Genomic DNA, 16,783 nt, shown 5'->3' with positions numbered 1-16,783 from the left:
GTCTTGATCGTTATCAATTCTCACCATCTTTCATAGCGTTACCTTCGCTGCAAATCAGCAATGTCGATTTAGAGAGCCACAGGCTCCACACAGGAGATACCCGATGAGCAAATTTTTGGACCGGTTTCGCTACTTCAAACAGAAGGGTGAAACTTTTGCCGATGGGCACGGCCAGGTTCTGGATACCAACCGGGACTGGGAAGATGGTTACCGTCAACGCTGGCAGCATGACAAAGTTGTCCGTTCTACCCACGGCGTAAACTGCACTGGCTCATGTAGCTGGAAGATTTTCGTTAAAAACGGTCTGGTGACCTGGGAAATGCAGCAGACCGATTATCCGCGTACCCGTCCGGATATGCCGAACCACGAGCCGCGCGGCTGCCCGCGTGGGGCCAGCTACTCCTGGTATCTCTACAGCGCCAACCGTCTGAAATACCCGCTGATGCGTAAACGCCTGATGAAAATGTGGCGTGAAGCGAAAGTGCAGCACAGCGATCCGGTTGATGCCTGGGCCTCCATTATTGAAAATGCCGACAAAGCGAAAAGCTTCAAGCAGGCGCGTGGTCGCGGTGGTTTCGTTCGTTCTTCCTGGAAAGAGGTGAACGAGCTGATTGCGGCTTCCAACGTCTACACCGTGAAAACCTACGGTCCTGACCGTGTGGCAGGCTTCTCGCCAATCCCGGCGATGTCGATGGTCTCTTACGCCTCCGGCGCGCGCTACCTGTCACTCATCGGTGGTACCTGCCTGAGCTTCTACGACTGGTACTGCGACCTGCCGCCAGCGTCACCACAGACCTGGGGTGAGCAGACCGACGTGCCGGAGTCCGCCGACTGGTATAACTCCAGCTACATCATCGCCTGGGGCTCTAACGTTCCGCAGACCCGTACCCCGGATGCGCACTTCTTTACCGAAGTACGTTACAAAGGGACCAAAACCGTCGCCGTGACCCCGGACTACGCCGAAATCGCCAAACTGTGCGACCTGTGGCTGGCGCCGAAACAGGGTACCGATGCCGCAATGGCGCTGGCGATGGGCCACGTCATGCTGCGTGAATTCCACCTCGACAAGCCAAGCCAGTATTTCACCGATTACGTGCGTCGCTACACCGACATGCCAATGCTGGTGATGCTCGAAGAGCGTGACGGCTATTACGCCGCAGGCCGTATGCTGCGTGCCGCGGATCTGGTGGACGCGCTGGGTCAGGAAAACAACCCGGAGTGGAAAACGGTCGCCTGCAACAGCAACGGCGAGCTGGTGGCGCCAAACGGTTCTATCGGCTTCCGCTGGGGCGAAAAAGGCAAATGGAACCTGGAGCAGCGTAACGGCACCACGGGTGAAGAGACGGAGCTGCGTCTCAGCATGCTGGGCAGCCAGGACGAGATCGCCGATGTCGGCTTCCCGTACTTTGGTGGTGAAGGTTCCGAGCACTTCAACAAGGTTGAGTTGCAAAACGTTCTGATGCACAAGCTACCGGTGAAGCGCCTGCAACTGGCAGACGGTTCTACTGCTCTGGTCACTACCGTCTACGATCTGACCATGGCGAACTACGGCCTGGAGCGCGGCCTGAACGACGAAAACTGCGCGACCAGCTATGATGACGTGAAGGCTTATACCCCAGCCTGGGCGGAGCAGATCACCGGTGTGCCACGCGCCCAGATCACCCGTATCGCCCGCGAATTTGCGGAAAACGCCGACAAAACCCACGGTCGCTCCATGATCATCGTCGGTGCCGGTCTGAACCACTGGTATCACCTCGATATGAACTATCGCGGCCTGATCAACATGCTGATCTTCTGCGGCTGCGTCGGGCAGAGCGGCGGCGGCTGGGCGCACTACGTGGGCCAGGAAAAACTGCGTCCGCAGACCGGCTGGCAACCGCTGGCGTTTGCCCTTGACTGGCAGCGTCCGGCTCGTCACATGAACAGCACCTCCTACTTCTATAACCACTCCAGCCAGTGGCGCTACGAGACGGTTACCGCCCAGGAACTGCTGTCGCCGATGGCGGATAAATCCCGCTACAGCGGCCACCTGATTGACTTCAACGTGCGCGCTGAGCGTATGGGCTGGCTGCCGTCTGCGCCGCAGCTGGGTACGAACCCGCTGCGTATTGCGGAAGCGGCGAAGCAGGCGGGCATGTCACCGGTGGACTACACCGTTAAATCCCTCAAAGACGGCTCAATCCGCTTCGCGGCAGAACAGCCGGAGAACGGTAAAAACCATCCGCGTAACCTGTTCATCTGGCGCTCTAACCTGCTGGGTTCTTCCGGTAAAGGCCACGAGTACATGCTGAAATACCTGCTCGGTACCGAAAACGGTATTCAGGGTAAAGATCTCGGCAAGCAGGGCGGCGTGAAGCCGGAAGAAGTGGAGTGGAAAGACAACGGTCTCGACGGAAAGTTGGATCTGGTGGTGACGCTGGACTTCCGTCTGTCCAGTACCTGCCTGTACTCCGACATCGTGCTGCCTACTGCCACCTGGTACGAAAAAGACGACATGAATACGTCGGATATGCATCCGTTTATTCATCCGCTGTCTGCGGCCGTTGACCCGGCGTGGGAATCAAAAAGCGACTGGGAAATTTACAAAGACATCGCGAAGAAATTCTCTGAAGTCTGTGTAGGGCACCTGGGCAAAGAGACCGACGTGGTGACGCTGCCAATCCAGCACGACTCCGCTGCCGAACTGGCTCAGCCGCTGGACGTGAAGGACTGGAAAAAAGGCGAGTGCGATCTGATCCCGGGCGTAACCGCGCCGCACATTATTCCGGTTGAACGTGATTACCCGGCAACTTACGAACGCTTTACCTCTATCGGCCCGCTGATGGAGAAGATCGGTAACGGCGGTAAAGGCATCGCCTGGAACACCCAGAGCGAAATGGATCTGCTGCGCAAGCTCAATTACACCAAAGCAGACGGCCCGGCGAAAGGCCAACCGATGCTGAACACGGCAATTGATGCGGCAGAGATGATCCTGACCCTGGCCCCGGAAACCAACGGCCACGTGGCGGTGAAAGCGTGGGCGGCCCTGAGCGAGTTTACCGGTCGTGACCACACGCACCTGGCGAAGAATAAAGAGGAAGAGAAAATCCGCTTCCGCGATATTCAGGCCCAGCCGCGCAAGATTATCTCCAGCCCGACCTGGTCTGGCCTCGAAGATGAACATGTGTCCTATAACGCCGGATACACCAATGTTCACGAGCTGATCCCATGGCGCACGCTTTCTGGCCGTCAGTCTCTGTATCAGGATCACCAGTGGATGCGTGACTTCGGTGAAAGCCTGCTGGTTTACCGTCCACCAATCGACACCCGCTCCGTGAAAGCGGTGATGGGCGCGAAATCGAACGGTAACCCTGAGAAGGCGCTGAACTTCCTGACGCCGCACCAGAAGTGGGGTATCCACTCCACCTACAGCGACAACCTGCTGATGCTGACGCTGTCGCGCGGGGGGCCAATCGTCTGGATGAGCGAAGCGGACGCCAAAGATCTGGGTATCGAAGATAACGACTGGATCGAAGTGTTCAACAGCAACGGCGCCCTGACGGCACGTGCGGTGGTGAGCCAGCGTGTACCGGCCGGGATGACCATGATGTACCACGCGCAGGAACGTATCGTTAACCTGCCGGGGTCTGAGATCACCGAGCAGCGCGGCGGTATTCACAACTCCGTGACCCGTATTACGCCGAAGCCGACCCACATGATCGGTGGTTATGCCCAGCTGGCCTACGGCTTTAACTACTACGGCACCGTAGGATCGAACCGCGATGAGTTCGTGGTGGTACGTAAGATGAAGAATATTAACTGGTTAGATGGCGAAGGTAATGACCAGGTACAGGAGAGCGTAAAATGAAAATTCGTTCACAAGTCGGCATGGTGCTGAATCTGGATAAATGCATCGGCTGTCATACCTGCTCAGTCACCTGTAAAAACGTCTGGACCAGCCGTGAAGGTATGGAGTACGCCTGGTTCAACAACGTGGAAAGTAAGCCGGGCACCGGCTTCCCGACCGACTGGGAAAACCAGGAGAAGTGGAAGGGCGGCTGGATCCGTAAAATCAACGGCAAACTGCAACCGCGCATGGGTAACCGTGCCATGTTGCTGGGAAAAATCTTCGCTAACCCGCATCTGCCGGGCATTGATGATTACTACGAGCCGTTTGATTACGACTACCAGAACCTGCACAACGCGCCGGAAAGCAAACACCAGCCGATCGCCCGTCCTCGCTCGCTGATCACCGGCCAGCGCATGGACAAAATTACCAGCGGTCCAAACTGGGAAGAGATTCTGGGCGGCGAGTTCGAAAAACGCGCCAAAGACCAGAACTTCGAGAACATGCAGAAGGCGATGTACGGCCAGTTCGAAAACACCTTCATGATGTACCTGCCGCGCCTGTGCGAACACTGCCTTAACCCGGCGTGCGTGGCGACCTGCCCAAGCGGCGCCATCTACAAGCGTGAAGAAGATGGCATTGTGCTGATCGACCAGGACAAGTGCCGCGGCTGGCGTATGTGCATCACCGGCTGCCCGTACAAAAAAATCTACTTCAACTGGAAGAGCGGTAAGTCTGAGAAGTGCATCTTCTGCTACCCGCGTATCGAAGCCGGTATGCCGACCGTCTGCTCAGAAAGCTGCGTAGGTCGTATCCGCTACCTCGGCGTGCTGCTGTACGACGCGGACGCGATTGAAAATGCCGCAAGCACCGAGAACGAGAAAGATCTGTATCAGCGTCAGCTGGACGTCTTCCTCGATCCAAACGATCCGAAGGTTATTGAGCAGGCGCTGAAAGACGGTATTCCGCAGAGCGTGATTGACGCCGCACAGCAGTCCCCGGTGTACAAAATGGCGATGGACTGGAAGCTGGCCCTGCCGCTGCACCCGGAATACCGCACGCTGCCGATGGTCTGGTACGTGCCGCCGCTGTCTCCGATTCAGTCTGCGGCGGACGCGGGTGAACTGGGCAGCAACGGCATTCTGCCGGACGTGGAAAGCCTGCGTATCCCGGTTCAGTATCTGGCCAACCTGCTCACCGCAGGGGATACCCAGCCGGTACTGCTGGCGCTGAAACGTATGCTGGCGATGCGTCACTTCAAACGTGCCGAAACCGTTGACGGCGTTAACGATACCCGCGCGCTGGAGGAGGTTGGTCTGACCGAAGCGCAGGCGCAGGAGATGTACCGCTATCTGGCAATCGCTAACTACGAAGATCGTTTCGTGGTGCCGAGCAGCCACCGTGAACTGGCTCGCGAGGCCTTCCCGGAGAAAAGTGGGTGTGGCTTTACCTTTGGCGACGGTTGCCACGGGTCAGACAGCAAATTCAACCTGTTCAACAGCCGCCGCATTGACGCGATGGATGTGACCAGCAAAACGGAGCCGCACCAATGATTGAACTCGTCATTGTTTCGCGTCTGCTCGAGTACCCTGATGCTGCGCTTGTGCAGCATCAACAGGAACTCTTTGATGCACTCGCGTCATCTGAAAACCTGGATAAAGTGGATGCCCAGAAGCTGGGCGTTTTCCTCCGCGATCTGCTGGCACGCGATCTTCTTGATGCGCAGGCGGACTACAGCCAGCTGTTTGACCGGGGCCGTGCCACGTCTCTGCTGCTGTTCGAACACGTTCACGGTGAATCCCGCGACCGTGGTCAGGCGATGGTGGATCTGATGGCCCAGTACGAGCAGCACGGTTTGCAACTCGACAGCCGCGAGCTGCCGGATCACCTGCCGCTGTATCTGGAATATCTGGCACAGTTGCCGAAAGAGGAAGCGCTGGGCGGGTTGCAGGACATTGCTCCTATTCTGGCGTTGCTCGGCGCGCGTCTCCAGCAACGTGAGAGCAGCTATGCAGTCCTGTTCGATCTGCTGGTGAAACTGGCTAACGCCTCGGTTGACAGTCAAAAAGTGGCGGAAAAAATTGCGGATGAAGCCCGTGACGATACCCCACAAGCACTGGATGCCGTCTGGGAAGAAGAGCAGGTGAAATTCTTTGCTGACCAGAGCTGTGGCGAATCTGAAATCTCCGCGCATCAGCGTCGTTTTGCCGGAGCGGTGGCTCCGCAATATTTGAATATCTCTAACGGAGGACAGCACTAATGCACTTCCTGAATATGTTCTTCTTTGACATTTACCCGTATATCGCGGGCACCGTGTTCCTGGTGGGAAGCTGGCTGCGTTATGACTATGGCCAGTACACCTGGCGTGCTGCCTCCAGCCAGATGCTGGATCGTAAAGGGATGAACCTGGCGTCAAACCTGTTCCACATCGGGATTTTGGGAATTTTCGCCGGCCACTTCCTGGGGATGCTGACCCCGCACTGGATGTACGAAGCGTGGCTGCCGATTGAAGTGAAGCAGAAGATGGCGATGATTGCCGGCGGCGCCTGTGGCGTGATGACCCTGGTGGGTGGTCTGCTGCTGCTGAAACGACGTCTGTTCAGCCCACGCGTGCGGGCTACCACGACCGGAGCGGACATCCTGATCCTCTCCCTGCTGATGGTGCAGTGTGCGCTTGGTCTGCTGACCATTCCATTCTCTGCGCAGCATATGGACGGCAGCGAGATGATGAAGCTGGTGGGATGGGCGCAGTCTGTCGTGACCTTCCGCGGGGGCGCTTCTGAGCATCTGGACGGCGTGGCGTTTATCTTCCGCGTTCACCTGGTGCTGGGTATGACCCTGTTTGTGCTGTTCCCATTCTCTCGCCTGGTGCACATCTGGAGTGCGCCGGTGGAGTACCTGACGCGCAAATATCAGGTTGTGCGTGCCCGTCGCTGATTCGCTGTATTAATACAACCCCGCATTTGCGGGGTTTTTTTTGTCCCCGATCCAGGGGGGCGTGCGGATGCCGGGTGGCGGCTGCGCCTTACCCGGCCTACAGACCCTATTCGTAGCCCCGGTAAGCGAAGCGCCACCGGGGAAAACAGGCAGGGAAGGATTACTCCCGGCATCGAGGAATATGGAGCATTGTGCTTGAGTGAGTGCTTAAGAATCTGGAAGTGATGGTGGTGGGGGAAGGATTCGAACCTTCGAAGTCGATGACGGCAGATTTACAGTCTGCTCCCTTTGGCCGCTCGGGAACCCCACCAGGGGTAATTCATATTTTGAGGTAAAGCTGGAGATGGTGGTGGGGGAAGGATTCGAACCTTCGAAGTCGATGACGGCAGATTTACAGTCTGCTCCCTTTGGCCGCTCGGGAACCCCACCACGGGGTAATGCTTTTAACTGGCCTGCTTCCTGTTGGAAGCGGGGCGCATCATATCAAATGAGACGCCCCTGTAAAGCATTCCTTTAGGAAAATGAAGCTGTTTGCCTGCTTTTTATTCGTAAAGGCGTAAAGCTAATCAATTCATTTTCCGAGGGATTAAAGAATAATCGTTCTGTTGCCGTACACAAAGACGCGCTGAGCAAGTACCTGATACAGCGCACGGCTCAGTACATTCTTCTCAACGTCACGGCCAGCACGCATCATATCTTCTGCTGTATAGGTGTGATCCACGTGAATCACGTCCTGCATGATGATTGGACCTTCGTCCAGATTGTCATTCACGTAGTGCGCGGTTGCGCCAATGATCTTCACCCCACGCTCGTATGCCTGGTGATACGGACGCGCGCCAATAAAGGCGGGCAGGAAGGAGTGGTGGATGTTGATAATCTTGTTCGGGAAGCGCGCCACGAAGGATGGCGTCAGCACGCGCATATATTTCGCCAGCACCACGTAGTCCGGGTTATGCGCTTCAATCGCAGCTGCCATCAGGTTGTCGTGCTCTTCACGGGTATGGCCTTCGTGACTGACCAGCTCAAACGGAATGTCAAAACGTTCAACCAGCGTACGCAGCGTCTCGTGGTTGCCAATGACGGCGGCAATTTCGACGTCCAGGCCACCGTAGTTGGCTTTCATCAGCAGATCGCCCAGGCAGTGTGCCTCTTTGGTGACCAGAATGACAATGCGGCGACGGCCCGCCGGGTTCAGCTCGCGCACCGAGCCTTCCGGCAGGGCGCTGTCCAGATCGGCAAGCAGGGTTGTGTCGTTGAAAATGCCTTCCAGTTCGGTACGCATAAAGAAGCGACCGGTACGGTGGTCAACGAACTCGTTGTTCTGCACGATATTCAGTTCATGCTTGTAGCAAATGTTGGTAATTCGTGCGATCAGCCCTTTTTGATCGGGACAGATAGTGCGCAGAACTTTACGTTGTAATGATTGCATCGCCGGGAAATCCTGTTTATGTATTTGCGAAGTCTGAGTTGTCAGGCATTACTGCCGCAACACTTTTTAAATTTTTTTCCTGAACCACAGGGGCAGGGATCGTTACGACCGAATTGCGGACGTGTGCCGTCAATATAATACCATTGCCCGCTGTCCTTTAAGAACCGTGAGCGTTCAATGATGGCGCCGGGCTTGTTTTGTTCGCTAAAGCGGGCGACAAAACTGACATAGCCCTCGTTGGCATCGCGGCCGGGAGCGGCTTCAAAGATGGTGAGGCCCAGCCAGACGGTGTTGGCAAATCCGGCTTCAATCTCTTGGCGAAAATCGGCAGCATGGCAGGACGGATGCCAGGTTTTAATCAGGTAGTCTGCGTTTTTGATCACAAAAGCAGTATACCGCGAGCGCATAAGGTGTGACGGCTCTGGTGCAACCTGCTCGCCAGAAAGATATCGCTGGCAACATAGGCTATACTCCAGAGCGCTACCACAGGGGCAGAGTTGAGACACGATTCTCTTCCTGGAACAAAAAATAAGGCGTTAAACGCTTAAGGTAGCAATATGTTAACTGAGCAGGTGCGTTGACGCTATGTCGGGAATCCAGGGGAAGTAAAACAGGGCTAATGAGAAAGGTAAAAATTGGACTGGCGTTGGGCTCAGGTGCAGCCCGGGGTTGGTCACATATTGGCGTTATCAATACCTTAAACCAGATGGGGATTGACGTTGATATTGTCGCAGGATGTTCTATCGGGTCGCTGGTCGGATCCGCGTACGCCTGCGGTAAGCTCCCGGAGCTTGAAAGCTGGGTGCGCTCCTTCAGTTACTGGGATGTGCTGCGCCTGATGGATCTCTCCTGGCAGCGTGGCGGCCTGCTGCGCGGCGAACGCGTGTTCAATCAGTTTCGTAAGATAATGCCCCTCGCTGACTTCAGCCACTGCCAAATGCCTTTCGGTGCCGTTGCAACCAACCTCAGTACGGGCAGGGAGTTATGGCTCACCGAAGGGGATATTCATCTCGCCGTTCGCGCATCCTGTAGCATGCCGGGGTTAATGGCGCCTGTGCCTCACAACGGCTACTGGCTCGTTGATGGGGGCGTAGTGAATCCTGTACCCATCTCTCTGACCCGCGCCATGGGGGCGGATATCGTTATTGCCGTGGATTTACAGCACGACGCACACCTTATGCAGCAAGATTTGATGCCAGTTAATCTTCAGAGCGATGATGCGGAAGAAGAGAAACTTGCCTGGCATGCGCGATTACGCGGCAGAATAGGGCGCCTGACCGCCCGTCGCGCGGTGACCGCGCCGAACGCCATTGAAATCATGACGACCTCTATTCAGATCCTTGAGAATCGCCTGAAGCGAAACCGTATGGCTGGCGATCCTCCGGATATTCTTATTCAACCCTATTGTCCACAAATTTCTACCCTTGATTTCCACCGGGCTGAGGCCGCCATAGCAGCGGGCTCGTTAGCCGTCGAAAAGAAAATAGATGAACTGTTGCCTTTTGTGCGTACAGCACGTTGAGCACTTTTTTGATTACTTCAGCAAAATCTGACAGGCGATAGTACCAATAGCATGCCACTATTGAGTAACTGTCAGCCAGGGGAGGAACCATGACACAGCCATTGGCCGGAAAACATATTTTGATAGTAGAAGACGAGCCCGTTTTCCGATCGCTACTGGATTCGTGGTTATCCTCACTGGGGGCAACCACGTCCCTTGCCGAAGATGGCGTCGAGGCACTGGAAAAAATGGCCAGCATGGCGCCTGATCTGATGATCTGCGACCTTGAGATGCCGCGCATGGACGGATTAATGCTGGTGGAAAACCTGCGTAATGAAGGTTATCAGACACCGATACTGGTGATCTCGGCCACCGAAAATATGGCGGATATTGCTAAGGCGTTGCGTTTAGGTGTGCAGGATATTCTGCTCAAACCGGTTAAAGATTTGAACCGTCTTCGTGAAACGGTGTTGGCCTGCCTGTATCCCAATATGTTTAATTCCCGGGTGGAAGAAGAAGAACGTCTTTTCCAGGACTGGGATGCTTTAGTCAGTAATCCGCTCGCGGCCGCGAAGCTGCTTCAGGAACTTCAGCCGCCGGTGCAGCAAAATATCTCTCATTGCAGAGTAAATTATCGCCAGCTGGTAGCGGCTGACCAGCCTGGACTGGTGCTGGATATTGCGCCGCTATCAGATTCTGACCTCGCTTTTTATTGCCTGGATGTTACCCGGGCGGGAGATAACGGCGTTCTGGCGGCCTTATTACTCCGTGCGCTGTTTAATGGATTGCTACAGGAACAATTATCCCATCAGGGGCAACGACTTCCTGAGTTAGGCAGTTTACTAAAACAGGTCAACCAACTTTTTCGCCAGGCCAATTTGCCGGGGCAGTTCCCGCTTCTGGTTGGCTATTATCACAGCGGGTTGAATAACCTTATTCTGGTCTCTGCGGGTTTAAATGCCACGCTGAATACTGGCGAACACCATATTCAGGTGAGCAACGGCGTGCCGTTGGGTACGCTGGGAAATACTTACCTTAATCAAATTAGCCATCGCTGCACCTCCTGGCAGTGCCAAATTTGGGGTGCCGGAGGGCGGTTACGCTTAATGTTGTCCACGGAGTAAGCAGTCAGATTTTATTTTTCAGATTGCTTTACCTGTGTTTTTGCTGGCAGTGCTACTATCGCTGCAAGTTTCATGCGTATTTGTCTTAATTGATCGGCAACGCGTTCTTTTCAGACCCGTATTAGTGGCTGAGACTGTATACTCAACGCGTTATTCAATGCATAAAAGTTCAAAACTTGAACAGTTCAGGAGAATTTCAATGGCTGCCCTTAATTCGAAAGTCAGAAAGGCCGTTATCCCGGTGGCGGGATTGGGTACCAGGATGTTGCCAGCGACGAAGGCAATCCCAAAAGAGATGCTGCCTCTGGTTGATAAGCCATTAATCCAGTATGTCGTGAATGAATGTATTGCAGCAGGTATCACCGAAATTGTGCTGGTGACGCATTCATCTAAAAACTCTATCGAAAACCATTTCGATACCAGTTTCGAACTCGAAGCAATGCTGGAAAAACGCGTTAAGCGCCAGCTGCTGAAGGAAGTGCAGTCTATTTGCCCTCCACACGTTACCATTATGCAGGTTCGTCAGGGCCTGGCGAAAGGCCTGGGGCACGCAGTATTGTGTGCACACCCGGTAGTGGGTGATGAGCCGGTCGCGGTTATTCTGCCTGACGTGATTCTTGATGAGTACGAGTCCGATCTTTCCCAGGAAAACCTGGCGGAAATGATTAAACGCTTCGACGAAACCGGCAGCAGCCAGATTATGGTTGAGCCAGTCGACGACGTGACCGCTTACGGCGTGGTTGACTGCAAAGGCGTTGACCTGCAACCTGGCGAAAGCGTACCGATGGTTGGCGTTGTTGAAAAACCTAAAGCGGACGTCGCGCCGTCTAACCTTGCTGTCGTTGGTCGTTACGTCCTGAGTGCTGAAATTTGGGCTCTGTTGGCGAAAACGCCTCCGGGTGCGGGCGATGAAATCCAGCTGACGGATGCTATCGATATGCTGATCGAGAAAGAGACCGTGGAAGCCTACCATATGAAAGGTAAGAGCCATGACTGCGGGAATAAGCTCGGTTATATGCAGGCATTCGTCGAATATGGTATTCGCCATAACAGCCTGGGTGAAGAATTTAAAGCCTGGCTCAAAGGTAGCGTGGGTATTAAGTAATAAACTCACAGCCCAGTGAACAAGACCGGTGGAGCGATGCCCACCGGTTTTTTTATGCCTGTCACTCTGTAATTGGTGGGGGATTGTCAAGGACGTTAAATAGTAAGCCTCGCAATATGACAGAATGTAAGGAGATGTTCGGGCGAATATTACAGGCATAAAAAATCCCGCACAGAGCGGGATTTTTCAGAATCTTTCCAGATTAATCCTTGATCAGGAAGTCATCCAGTTGTTTACCTTGTTCGTCCATTGCTTTCTTGATTACAGCAGGAGTACGACCCTGGCCGGTCCAGGTTTTCTCTTCGCCGTTCTCATCGAAGTAGCTATATTTAGCAGGACGTGCCGCGCGTTTTGCTTTGGTACCGGTTTTAGCCGCAGCCATGCTGTTCAGCAATTCGTTTGGATCGATACCATCGGCAATCAGCATTTCACGATACTGTTGCAGTTTACGTGTACGTTCTTCGATTTCAGCCGCAGCTGCGCTTTCTTCTTCACGACGTTCGTTAACTACAACTTCTAATTTTTCGAGCATTTCTTCAAGCGTCTCAAGGGTACATTCTCTTGCCTGCGCACGAAGAGTACGGATGTTGTTCAGAATTTTAAGTGCTTCGCTCATTGTAGTAATCTCAAACTTATAATGGGGGTGGGTTTGTTGTCCTAATAATAGAGCCTTAATTTCACTTGTGCAATAGGTGGGGATGTAAGGAATTCAAAAAATACAAAATAAACGACGCTATTATTAATTACGCTAACTTAAATTTCATTGTTTGTTGGGTCTGTGAGATATCGTTTCAAACGGCAAAAGCGCGTCATTTGCGTGTATGTTTTGTGACTTTTACCTCAGGAATTATAGTTGCGGTTGATAAATATCAGCCTTTTGTATTACCCCGAGTAAGCGCAGCGAAGACAAGAATAGTTAATAAATAGTGAATTTTAATGAACGAAGAAGACACTATAAAAAGAAGTGTTATCTCTGGTTGCGGACTCACCTTATTGTCAGTGTTTAATGCCTTTACTGCCTGTTTTAACGCATTATTTTGCGCCACTCGCGAAGGATTTACTGATGCATGGCAGGCTGGAGAGCGCAGCCCGCCGCTGATGACGGTACAAAATATGGTACAATGATCCATCGGGAATATTACACATTGATTAGGGTTCTTCGGCCAATGGCACAACTTTATTTCTACTATTCGGCAATGAATGCAGGGAAATCGACGGCGTTACTGCAATCCTCATACAATTATCAGGAGCGGGGGATGCGTACCGTTGTTTATACCGCCGAAATCGACGATCGCTTTGGGGCAGGGAAGGTTAGCTCAAGAATAGGGCTCTCGTCGCCTGCAAGGCTGTTTAACCCTGAAACGGACCTGCTGGAGGACATTCGTACCGAGCATGCCTCTAAGCCTGTCCATTGCGTGCTGGTAGATGAAAGCCAGTTCCTGACCCGAGAGCAGGTCCATGCACTTTCAGAGGTCGTTGATGAGCTGGATATTCCCGTTCTTTGCTATGGATTACGTACCGATTTTCGTGGGGAGTTATTTGCCGGCAGTCAGTATCTGCTCGCCTGGTCGGATAAGCTGGTTGAGCTGAAAACAATCTGCTTTTGTGGCCGCAAGGCAAGTATGGTTCTTCGCCTGGACCAGTCGGGTAAACCCTATGCTGATGGCGAGCAGGTGGTGATAGGAGGCAATGAACGTTATGTCTCGGTCTGCCGCAAGCATTATAAAGAGGCGCTGGCTGTAGGCTCGCTGACGGCGTTACAGGGCGACAATCGAAAATAATAAGAATGTTTTACGGATCCTCAGATATAAAAAAACCCGCCAGCGGCGGGTTTTTTTATCATACTGTCAATCAAGCATTTTTCTTCGCTTTCTTGTCAGCCTTTACAACTGCGGGGATTTCAACTTTTACGGCAGCGACATCGCTTTCAGTGAAGTTACGACCGTAATAAGTATCCAGCAGGATCTGTTTCAGTTCGGAAATCAGTGGGTAGCGCGGGTTAGCACCAGTGCACTGGTCATCGAATGCATCTTCAGACAGCTTATCTACGTGAGCGAGGAAGTCAGCTTCCTGAACGCCTGCTTCGCGGATAGATTTAGGAATACCCAGTTCAGCCTTCAGGCTCTCCAGCCATGCCAGCAGTTTCTCGATCTTCGCGGCAGTACGGTCGCCCGGTGCGCTCAGACCCAGGTGATCTGCGATTTCAGCATAACGACGGCGCGCCTGTGGGCGGTCGTACTGGCTGAATGCAGTCTGCTTGGTTGGGTTGTCGTTGGCGTTATAGCGGATAACGTTGCTGATCAACAGGGCGTTCGCCAGACCGTGAGGAATGTGGAACTGTGAACCCAGCTTGTGCGCCATGGAGTGACAGACACCCAGGAAGGCGTTAGCAAACGCAATGCCCGCGATGGTTGCCGCACTGTGTACACGTTCACGCGCAACAGGGTTTTTCGAACCTTCGTTGTAAGAAGCTGGCAGGTTTTCTTTCAGCAGTTTCAGCGCCTGCAAAGCCTGACCGTCAGAGAACTCAGAAGCCAGTACGGAAACGTAAGCTTCCAGAGCGTGAGTTACCGCATCCAGACCACCGAACGCACACAGTGATTTCGGCATTTCCATGACCAGGTTGGCGTCAACGATAGCCATATCTGGCGTCAGTGCGTAGTCAGCCAGCGGGTATTTCTGACCGGTTGCGTCATCAGTCACAACGGCAAATGGCGTCACTTCTGAACCAGTACCGGAAGTGGTGGTGACGGCGATCATTTTCGCTTTCACACCCATTTTCGGGAACTTGTAGATACGTTTACGGATATCCATAAAGCGCAGCGCCAGTTCTTCGAAGTGAGTTTCCGGATGTTCGTACATCACCCACATAATTTTCGCGGCGTCCATTGGGGAACCGCCACCCAGTGCGATGATCACATCAGGTTTGAAGGAGTTCGCCAGTTCAGCGCCTTTACGTACAACGCTCAGGGTTGGGTCAGCTTCAACTTCAAAGAAGACTTCAGTTTCGACGCCAGCCGCTTTCAGAACAGAGGTGATCTGGTCTGCATAGCCATTGTTGAACAGGAAACGGTCGGTCACGATGAGCGCACGTTTGTGGCCATCAGTAATTACTTCATCCAGCGCGATTGGCAGAGAGCCGCGGCGGAAGTAGATAGATTTCGGAAGTTTGTGCCACAACATGTTTTCAGCTCGCTTAGCAACGGTTTTCTTGTTGATCAGGTGTTTTGGACCAACGTTTTCAGAGATGGAGTTACCACCCCAGGAACCACAACCCAGAGTCAGGGAAGGTGCGAGTTTGAAGTTGTACAGGTCACCGATACCACCCTGAGAAGCAGGGGTGTTGATCAGGATACGTGCCGTCTTCATCTTCTGACCGAAGTAAGCAACACGCTCAGGCTGGTTATCCTGGTCGGTGTACAGGCAAGAGGTGTGGCCGATACCGCCCATCGCCACCAGCTTCTCTGCTTTATCTACCGCGTCATCGAAATCTTTCGCACGGTACATTGCCAGCGTCGGGGAGAGTTTCTCGTGAGCAAACGGCTCACTTTCATCAACGACTTTCACTTCACCAATCAGAATCTTGGTGGTAGCAGGGACGCTAAAGCCAGCGAGCTCAGCGATTTTATACGCAGGCTGACCTACGATAGCCGCGTTCAGCGCACCATTTTTCAGAATCACGTCCTGAACGGCTTTCAGTTCTTTACCTTGCAACAGGTAGCCGCCGTGGCTGGCGAAACGTTCACGAACGGCGTCGTATACCGAATCAACCACGACAACAGACTGTTCAGATGCACAGATAACGCCGTTATCGAAGGTTTTAGACATCAGCACAGAGGCAACAGCACGCTTGATATCAGCCGTTTCGTCGATCACCACAGGGGTATTACCTGCGCCTACGCCGATGGCTGGTTTACCGGAGCTGTACGCAGCTTTAACCATACCAGGACCACCGGTCGCCAGAATCAGGTTAATGTCCGGGTGATGCATCAGGGCGTTGGACAGTTCAACAGAAGGTTGGTCGATCCAGCCGATGAGATCTTTTGGCGCACCCGCCGCAATGGCAGCCTGAAGCACGATATCTGCTGCTTTGTTGGTGGCGTCCTTCGCACGTGGATGCGGGGAGAAAATGATTGCGTTACGTGTCTTCAGACTGATGAGAGATTTGAAGATGGCGGTAGAGGTTGGGTTAGTGGTTGGAACGATACCGCAAATGATGCCGATCGGTTCTGCGATGGTGATGGTGCCGAAAGTATCGTCTTCTGACAGCACACCGCAGGTTTTCTCATCTTTATAGGCGTTGTAGATATACTCTGAAGCAAAGTGGTTTTTGATCACTTTATCTTCAACGATACCCATGCCGGATTCGGCAACAGCCATTTTAGCGAGAGGGATTCGAGCATCAGCAGCAGCCAGAGCGGCCGCGCGGAAGATTTTATCAACCTGTTCTTGGGTGAAATTGGCATATTCACGCTGGGCTTTTTTTACGCGCTCGACGAGGGCGTTCAGTTCAGCGATATTGGTAACAGCCATAATGCTCTCCTGATAATGTTTAAACTCTTTTAGTAAACCAGCGTTCGATACGTCTGACAGTATAGTCAGAGCCGATCCCACTTGCGTAACACACAGTAAAACAAAGGATTACTCACTGTTCCAGCTCACTAATTTACTAAAAGAGCCTTACCTTAGCATCATACCTTTTTGATAGGTGATCTCCCTGGCGGCGTAACCAAGATTACTCACTTCTGAGTACGAAAATTATGATCGAGATCAATTTTGTCCTAAGCTGATACCTTTCAGCAGGGTTATTTTGTGCTAATTATTCTACTGTTAAATAATTAAGTAACTATTGGAAGCAGCG

General features: G+C 53.2%; 13 protein-coding genes and 2 tRNA genes. 9 read left to right on the top strand and 6 right to left on the bottom strand.

What is annotated here, in order from left to right; genetic code table 11:
- The first annotated feature begins 103 nt into the window (after positions 1-103).
- The 4 genes from ACQG0T_RS12740 to narI are packed head-to-tail and all read left to right on the top strand — an operon-like array spanning position 104 to position 6,763.
- Positions 104-3,847 carry a nitrate reductase subunit alpha gene (locus ACQG0T_RS12740; protein WP_032104497.1) on the top strand — a complete coding sequence of 1,248 codons (3,744 nt, stop codon included), beginning with the start codon at positions 104-106 and terminating at the stop codon, positions 3,845-3,847.
- Positions 3,844-5,379, top strand: coding sequence for a nitrate reductase subunit beta (narH, locus tag ACQG0T_RS12735; protein ID WP_017384243.1), 1,536 nt, complete (start codon positions 3,844-3,846; stop codon positions 5,377-5,379). The genes ACQG0T_RS12740 and narH overlap by 4 nt, the downstream gene beginning before the upstream one ends.
- Entirely contained in the window at positions 5,376-6,086 is a 711-nt protein-coding gene (gene narJ, locus ACQG0T_RS12730; RefSeq protein WP_023296754.1) for a nitrate reductase molybdenum cofactor assembly chaperone, read from the top strand. Before narH ends, narJ begins: the two co-directional genes overlap by 4 nt.
- Complete coding sequence (gene narI, locus ACQG0T_RS12725; protein WP_015570365.1) at positions 6,086-6,763, top strand: respiratory nitrate reductase subunit gamma; 678 nt, start codon at positions 6,086-6,088, stop codon at positions 6,761-6,763. Before narJ ends, narI begins: the two co-directional genes overlap by 1 nt.
- A gap of 225 nt (positions 6,764-6,988) precedes the next feature.
- Here narI and ACQG0T_RS12720 read toward each other — a convergent pair.
- The 4 genes from ACQG0T_RS12720 to ACQG0T_RS12705 all read right to left on the bottom strand — a co-directional run bounded on the left by ACQG0T_RS12720 (position 6,989) and on the right by ACQG0T_RS12705 (position 8,698).
- Positions 6,989-7,073: transfer RNA gene (locus ACQG0T_RS12720), tRNA-Tyr, on the bottom strand.
- A gap of 34 nt (positions 7,074-7,107) precedes the next feature.
- Positions 7,108-7,192, bottom strand: a tRNA-Tyr gene (locus ACQG0T_RS12715).
- 157 nt (positions 7,193-7,349) lie between these two features.
- Positions 7,350-8,192, bottom strand: a complete 843-nt coding sequence (gene purU, locus ACQG0T_RS12710; protein ID WP_003856715.1) for a formyltetrahydrofolate deformylase — start codon at positions 8,190-8,192, stop codon at positions 7,350-7,352.
- 41 nt (positions 8,193-8,233) lie between these two features.
- On the bottom strand, positions 8,234-8,698 hold the full coding sequence (locus ACQG0T_RS12705; protein WP_032104495.1) for a YchJ family protein: 465 nt from the start codon (positions 8,696-8,698) through the stop codon (positions 8,234-8,236).
- 113 nt (positions 8,699-8,811) lie between these two features.
- Between ACQG0T_RS12705 and rssA the strand changes: the two genes are divergently transcribed.
- The 3 genes from rssA to galU all read left to right on the top strand — a co-directional run bounded on the left by rssA (position 8,812) and on the right by galU (position 11,922).
- Positions 8,812-9,714, top strand: coding sequence for a patatin-like phospholipase RssA (rssA, locus tag ACQG0T_RS12700; RefSeq protein WP_017384239.1), 903 nt, complete (start codon positions 8,812-8,814; stop codon positions 9,712-9,714).
- Between the two features lie 89 nt (positions 9,715-9,803).
- The gene (gene rssB, locus ACQG0T_RS12695) at positions 9,804-10,817 is read left to right on the top strand and encodes a two-component system response regulator RssB (protein ID WP_003856721.1); all 1,014 of its coding nucleotides are present in this window, start codon (positions 9,804-9,806) and stop codon (positions 10,815-10,817) included.
- A 199-nt stretch (positions 10,818-11,016) separates the two neighbouring features.
- Positions 11,017-11,922 (top strand): UTP--glucose-1-phosphate uridylyltransferase GalU, encoded by a 906-nt coding sequence (gene galU, locus ACQG0T_RS12690; protein WP_252051075.1) that lies wholly within the window; start codon positions 11,017-11,019, stop codon positions 11,920-11,922.
- A gap of 202 nt (positions 11,923-12,124) precedes the next feature.
- Here galU and hns read toward each other — a convergent pair whose 3' ends face one another.
- On the bottom strand, positions 12,125-12,538 hold the full coding sequence (gene hns / locus ACQG0T_RS12685; protein ID WP_271040297.1) for a histone-like nucleoid-structuring protein H-NS: 414 nt from the start codon (positions 12,536-12,538) through the stop codon (positions 12,125-12,127).
- A gap of 320 nt (positions 12,539-12,858) precedes the next feature.
- Here hns and ACQG0T_RS12680 point away from each other — a divergent pair, with 320 nt between their 5' ends.
- Together ACQG0T_RS12680 and tdk are read left to right on the top strand one after the other, a co-directional pair.
- Positions 12,859-13,047, top strand: coding sequence for a hypothetical protein (locus ACQG0T_RS12680; protein WP_123906382.1), 189 nt, complete (start codon positions 12,859-12,861; stop codon positions 13,045-13,047).
- A gap of 41 nt (positions 13,048-13,088) precedes the next feature.
- Complete coding sequence (gene tdk / locus ACQG0T_RS12675; RefSeq protein ID WP_252051115.1) at positions 13,089-13,703, top strand: thymidine kinase; 615 nt, start codon at positions 13,089-13,091, stop codon at positions 13,701-13,703.
- Positions 13,704-13,773: 70 nt separating this feature from the next.
- Here the strand turns inward: tdk and adhE are convergent, their stop codons facing one another.
- Entirely contained in the window at positions 13,774-16,455 is a 2,682-nt protein-coding gene (gene adhE / locus ACQG0T_RS12670) for a bifunctional acetaldehyde-CoA/alcohol dehydrogenase (protein ID WP_032103375.1), read from the bottom strand.
- Positions 16,456-16,783 lie beyond the last annotated feature (328 nt).

The organism is Enterobacter cloacae complex sp. 302F9 (assembly GCF_050030335.1).
Classification (GTDB): domain Bacteria; phylum Pseudomonadota; class Gammaproteobacteria; order Enterobacterales; family Enterobacteriaceae; genus Enterobacter; species Enterobacter hormaechei_C.
This window is presented reverse-complemented; position numbering and strand designations above follow the sequence as displayed.

Excerpts from the sequence above, each read along its gene's own strand:
- ACQG0T_RS12740 (WP_032104497.1), top strand. The coding sequence starts at position 104 with ATGAGCAAATTTTTGGACCGGTTTCGCTACTTCAAACAGAAGGGTGAA.
- narH (WP_017384243.1), top strand. The coding sequence starts at position 3,844 with ATGAAAATTCGTTCACAAGTCGGCATGGTGCTGAATCTGGATAAATGC.
- narJ (WP_023296754.1), top strand. The coding sequence starts at position 5,376 with ATGATTGAACTCGTCATTGTTTCGCGTCTGCTCGAGTACCCTGATGCT.
- narI (WP_015570365.1), top strand. The coding sequence starts at position 6,086 with ATGCACTTCCTGAATATGTTCTTCTTTGACATTTACCCGTATATCGCG.
- purU (WP_003856715.1), bottom strand. The coding sequence starts at position 8,192 with ATGCAATCATTACAACGTAAAGTTCTGCGCACTATCTGTCCCGATCAA.
- rssA (WP_017384239.1), top strand. The coding sequence starts at position 8,812 with ATGAGAAAGGTAAAAATTGGACTGGCGTTGGGCTCAGGTGCAGCCCGG.
- rssB (WP_003856721.1), top strand. The coding sequence starts at position 9,804 with ATGACACAGCCATTGGCCGGAAAACATATTTTGATAGTAGAAGACGAG.
- galU (WP_252051075.1), top strand. The coding sequence starts at position 11,017 with ATGGCTGCCCTTAATTCGAAAGTCAGAAAGGCCGTTATCCCGGTGGCG.
- hns (WP_271040297.1), bottom strand. The coding sequence starts at position 12,538 with ATGAGCGAAGCACTTAAAATTCTGAACAACATCCGTACTCTTCGTGCG.
- ACQG0T_RS12680 (WP_123906382.1), top strand. The coding sequence starts at position 12,859 with ATGAACGAAGAAGACACTATAAAAAGAAGTGTTATCTCTGGTTGCGGA.
- tdk (WP_252051115.1), top strand. The coding sequence starts at position 13,089 with ATGGCACAACTTTATTTCTACTATTCGGCAATGAATGCAGGGAAATCG.
- adhE (WP_032103375.1), bottom strand. The coding sequence starts at position 16,455 with ATGGCTGTTACCAATATCGCTGAACTGAACGCCCTCGTCGAGCGCGTA.